5 protein-coding genes and 1 pseudogene are annotated in these 4742 nt (G+C 74.0%); 4 read left to right on the top strand and 2 right to left on the bottom strand.

Annotated features, from left to right (window positions below; genetic code table 11):
- Positions 1-130 precede the first annotated feature (130 nt).
- Positions 131-1342, bottom strand: a complete 1212-nt coding sequence (locus tag LW587_RS23600; RefSeq protein ID WP_232632009.1) for a penicillin-binding protein activator — start codon at positions 1340-1342, stop codon at positions 131-133.
- Between the two features lie 174 nt (positions 1343-1516).
- On the opposite strand from LW587_RS23600, the gene rsmI reads away from it, so the two are divergent.
- Together rsmI and LW587_RS23590 are read left to right on the top strand one after the other, a co-directional pair.
- Positions 1517-2461 (top strand): 16S rRNA (cytidine(1402)-2'-O)-methyltransferase, encoded by a 945-nt coding sequence (rsmI, locus tag LW587_RS23595; protein WP_232632008.1) that lies wholly within the window; start codon positions 1517-1519, stop codon positions 2459-2461.
- On the top strand, positions 2461-2853 hold the full coding sequence (locus LW587_RS23590; RefSeq protein WP_232632007.1) for a YraN family protein: 393 nt from the start codon (positions 2461-2463) through the stop codon (positions 2851-2853). Before rsmI ends, LW587_RS23590 begins: the two co-directional genes overlap by 1 nt.
- A gap of 81 nt (positions 2854-2934) precedes the next feature.
- On the opposite strand, the gene LW587_RS23585 is transcribed toward LW587_RS23590, so the two are convergent.
- Positions 2935-3324, bottom strand: coding sequence for a response regulator (locus LW587_RS23585; RefSeq protein ID WP_232632006.1), 390 nt, complete (start codon positions 3322-3324; stop codon positions 2935-2937).
- Positions 3325-3536: 212 nt separating this feature from the next.
- Here LW587_RS23585 and LW587_RS23580 point away from each other — a divergent pair, with 212 nt between their 5' ends.
- Both LW587_RS23580 and LW587_RS23575 read left to right on the top strand, forming a co-directional pair.
- Complete coding sequence (locus LW587_RS23580) at positions 3537-4502, top strand: glycine betaine ABC transporter substrate-binding protein (protein WP_232632005.1); 966 nt, start codon at positions 3537-3539, stop codon at positions 4500-4502.
- Positions 4499-4742: pseudogene (locus LW587_RS23575) on the top strand (ABC transporter permease); the annotation flags it as partial. The gene LW587_RS23580 and the pseudogene LW587_RS23575, both read left to right, overlap by 4 nt.

Genomic DNA, 4742 nt, shown 5'->3' with positions numbered 1-4742 from the left:
CAAATCCTACCCCCGCAACCAACATCCCCCACCCCACCACCCGCAGCCCCCGAACAGGGGGCTTTTTGCGTTCGGGGCTGCGCGAACGGGCGCGTCCCAAGCGCCTGGCAGGCCCCCTCCCCTCTCAGGATCAGATCCCCGAGGGCCCGAGCACTTTCGGCGCCGGACGCACCACGGTCGCGGCGCCGTTGCGGATCGCGTAGACGGCGAGCGTGCGTTCGCTAACGCCGTCCGGCCGGAAGCGGAAGGTGCCGTCGAGCCCGGAAAAGCCCGCCGGCGCCGTCAGGGTCGCAGCGGCAAAGCGCTGGGTGCCGTACTGCCGGACCAGCGCCGCCGTGAGCGAGACCGCGTCGTAGGCGAGCGAGGCCGTCCGCGGCGGGATCGCGCCGAAGCGGGCCTGATAGCGCTGGGCGAACCCCGAAAACCCCGCCGTGTCGGGCGCCGCGAACCAGCCGCCCTGAAAGGCGGGCTGAGAAAGCACGCGGGGATCGTTCCACAGGGCGAGACCGATCGGGCGCACCCGGGCGGGCGAGAAGCCGGCCCGAGTCAGAGCGGGGGCGAGCGCGGCGAGCCCGTCCGGCGTGTCGGGCAGGAACAGCGCATCGGCCTGGGCGCCGGACCCGGCGACGACCCCTCGCAGGCGCTCGATCGCCGGGCCGGGCTGGCCGGCCGGATAGCGCTCGATCGCGACGAGGCGGGCGCCGCGCCGGGCCACCGCTTCCCGGAACTGCGCCTCCACCGCGTTGCCGTAGCTCGTCTCGGGGATCAGCGCCGCGAAGGAGCGCCGCCCCGCGGCGGACGCCTCGTCGACGATGCGGTCGACCTCCGATTGGGGCAGGAAACTGATGAGATAGACCCCGCGGGCCGCGACCCCGGCATCGGTCGAGAATCCGACGACCGGCTTGCCTGCGGCCCGGGCGGCGCCGCCGGCCGCCTGGACATTGGCCGCGAAGAGCGGGCCGAGCACGAGTTCGGCGCCCTCCCCCAGGGCCGCCTGGGCCGCCTCGCGGGCGCCCTCCGGGGTTCCCCGGTCGTCCTTCACAAGGATCTGCAGATCGGGCTTCTGAAAGTCGTCGTAGGCCAGTTCGGCGGCGTTGCGGAGGGCGGCGCCCACCGCCGCACCCTGCCCGGTCAGCGGCACGATCAGTGCCACCTTGATCGATCCGGTGCCGATCCGCGGCGCTGCCGCCACGGCCGGAGGCGCTTCCGCCTCCGCCACCGGCGGCGGCGCGGCCTGCGTCTCCGGGCGCGGCCCGTCCGGCCCGCCGACGCAGGCCGAGAGCGCGAGCACGACACAGGCCAAGCCGCCACGCCGCGCCGTCCGTCCGCCGATCCCCGCCATCGCCGAGCCCCCCCGACGCCCGATTGCACCGAACGCTCTGGCTTCGCGTGGCCAGCGGGCATCCGGCCCTCGGGCCGATAGGCCGAACGATGCGGAGGCCGTTTCCAAAAGTAAATGTGAGGCGGCCCTTCTCCACGGTCCGCAAACAGGCTCCGGCGTGGCATTGTCGCGCCGATGACACAGCGCACCGACTCGGATGCCCGGCGGGACAAGCCGGCCACCTTCACGGCCTTCGGCCTCGCCGCGGAGGCCGAACGGCCGGCGCCGGGGCTCTACGTGGTGGCGACTCCCATCGGCAATCTGCGGGACGTCACCTTCCGGGCCCTGGCGACCCTCGCCGCCGCCGACGCGGTGCTGGCCGAGGACACCCGGGTCACCCGCACGCTGCTGATGCATTACGGCATCACCACGCCGCTCCTGTCCTATCACGAGCATTCCAACGAGGCCGTGCGCGAGCGGATGATCCTGCGGCTCCAGGCCGGCGAGACCCTGGCGCTGGTCTCGGATGCCGGCACGCCGCTGGTGTCGGATCCGGGCTTCAAGCTGGTCCAGGCGGCGATCGCCGCCGGCATCCCGGTGACGCCGATCCCGGGACCTTCGGCGGTGATGACCGCCATCGTTGCCGCGGGCCTGCCCACCGACCGGTTCTTCTTCGAGGGGTTCCTGCCGCAGAAATCCGGGGCCCGGCGCAACCGCCTGGAGGCGCTAGCGCCGATCCCCGGCACCCTCGTGGTGTTCGAGTCGCCCCATCGCCTGCCCGAGATGCTGGCCGACGCCGCCGAGGTGCTGGGCCCGGAACGCCCGGCCGCGGTCGCCCGGGAGTTGACCAAGTTCTACGAGACCGTCCGCCGCGACACGCTCGGCGCGCTCGCCCGCGCCTATGCCGCGGAAGGACCGCCCAAGGGCGAGGTCGTCGTGGTGATCGGCGCCGAACCGGAGGACGCGAAGGCGCGGGAGGCGGATGCCGGCCTCGACGCCCGGATCGAGGCGGCTTTGGCGCGGCATTCGATCAAGGACGCGGCGGCCCTCGTCGCCGACGAGACCGGCCAGCCGAAGCGCGCCGTCTACGCCCGCGCCCTCGCGCTCGCCCGCCGCGGCGATGACGGGCCCGACGCCTGATGGGCGCGCCGCGCCCGGATCGGGCCGCGGCCCGCCGCCGCGCGACCCACGGGCGCGGCCTTTCCGCCGAGACCTGGGCGCTCCTGGCGCTGATGCTGCGGGGATACCGCCCGCTCGCCCGGCGCTATGCGGCAGCCGGCGGCGAGATCGATCTCATCGTGCGGCGCGGGCGAACGGTCGCCTTCGTCGAGGTGAAGGCGCGGGCGCAGCTCGACGCGGCGGCGGGGGCCATCGACGGGCGCAAGCGGGCGCGCATGACGCGCGCGGTGCGGGCCTTCCTCGCCCGCCATCCGCAGCCGCCGGACACCACCCTGCGGGCGGACGCGGTGCTGGTGGCGCCCGGATCCTGGCCGCGGCACGTGCCGAACGCGTTTCCGTTGACGGGATTCTGAAGCCGGGAGAGACGCGACGTCGCCGCGCCCGCCATCATGCAGCCGACCCGGAGCATCGCCCCGCCGGGCGGCCGAACGCTCTCAGGCGTCGGCGCTGACGATCGCCGCGATCAGGGTCCGCTTGAGGTCGGCCTGGCTGAACGGCTTCTGCACCACCGGGCGGTCGCGGAAGGGCTCGCGGATACCGGCGCCGCCGTAGCCCGTGGAGAACACGATCGGCAGGTTGCGTTCGGCGATGGCCTCGGCCACCGGATAGATCGGTTCGCCAGCGACGTTCACGTCGAGGATGGCGACCGTAAAGCTTTCCTTGCGGGCCATCTCCAAGGCGGTCGCAAGGCGCGCTGCCGGGCCGACGATCTCGCAGCCGAAATCGAGCAGCATGTCTTCCAGAAGCATCGAGATGGCGGCCTCGTCCTCGACCACGAGCACGCGGGCGCCCGCCAGACGATCCTCGTTCGAATCCACACTCACGCCGGGTCGTCTTCCTCTCGATCCGTTCCGGGAAGGGAACGATGCTTTCTGCCGACGCGGAGACATCCCGAAGGGTTCGAAGGGGATGCCCGCGAGACCTCTCGACGACCTGCGCCGAGCCCGGTTTTCGTGCCCGGCCCAGGCAGCCGTCGCTTGGAAAGCCGGGCGTGTCAAGCGCCGGAACGGTCCGCCGTGCTAGAGGGACCGCCACGATGTTAGTCCGTGATACATTTGCGTCGCAAGGCCGCAACGCCGCCCCCCCGCGGCCGAGCCGGCGGGCCGTGCTGGCGCTGGCCGGCGCCCTCGTTGGGGCCGTCCCGGCGCGGGCGGCGGCCCCGCGCCCGGTCGTGGTCGGTTCGAAGAGCGACACCGAGGGGGCGCTCGCCGGGCATCTGATCGCGCAGGCGCTGGAGGGGCTCGGCCTCGTCGTCGAGCGCCGCCTCGGCCTCGGGCCGACGCTGATCCTGCGCACGGCGCTGCTGGCGGGCGAGATCGACCTCTATCCCGAATATACCGGCAACGTCGCCTTCTTCTCCGGCACCGAGACCGATCCCGCCTGGAAGACGAGCGAGGGCGCCTATGCGGGCGCCCGGCGGCTCGATGGGGCGCGCGGACTCGTCTGGCTCGGACGGGCGCCGGCCAACAACACGTGGTGCATCGCCGTGCGGGGCTCCCTCGCCCGCGAGTTCGGCCTCGCCACCATGGCGGACTTCGCCCGGGCCGTGGCCGCGGACCGCATCCGGCTCGCCGCCTCGACGGAGTTCGTGGAGAGCCCCGCCGCCCTGCCCTCGTTCGAGGCGGCCTACGGCTTCACCCTGCCCCTCGACCGCATCGTCAGCCTGCCCGGGGGCGACACCGCCGTCACCGCCCGCGCCGCCGCGGAGGGGATCAGCGGCATCAATGCCGGCATGGTCTACGGCACCGACGGGGCGCTGGCCGCCCTCGACCTCGTCGTCATGGCGGATTCCAAGGGGGCGCAGATCGTCTACGAGATGGCCCCGGTGATCCGGGCCGCGACCCTCGACCGGACGCCCGGCCTCCGCGCCGCCCTCGATCCGCTCTTCGCGGCGCTCGATGCGCCGACCCTGCGCGGCCTCAACGCCCAGGTCACCGTGGAGGGACGCACGGCCGAGGCCGTGGCGGCGGCGTGGCTCGCCGGACGGACGGGGTCCCGATGATCGCGGAATTGCGCGGCCTGCGGCCGCTCCTCGGGCTCGCGGCGGCCGCTTCGGGGCCGCTTCCGCTCTGCGGGCTGCCGGTGCTCCACCTTGCGGCGAACCGGCTGGTGACGGGGGAGCCGATCCCGGCCGCCACCGGCCTCGGTCCCGGGTTCTGGCCGGTCGTCGCCCTCGCGGCCCTCGGTCCCGGCCTGCTGGCGGCGGGACGGGGGCGGCGCAGCGCCCTCATCGCCGGCCTCG

Origin of the sequence: Methylobacterium sp. Leaf118, from assembly GCF_920984675.1 — a bacterium.
GTDB lineage: Bacteria > Pseudomonadota > Alphaproteobacteria > Rhizobiales > Beijerinckiaceae > Methylobacterium.
This window is presented reverse-complemented; position numbering and strand designations above follow the sequence as displayed.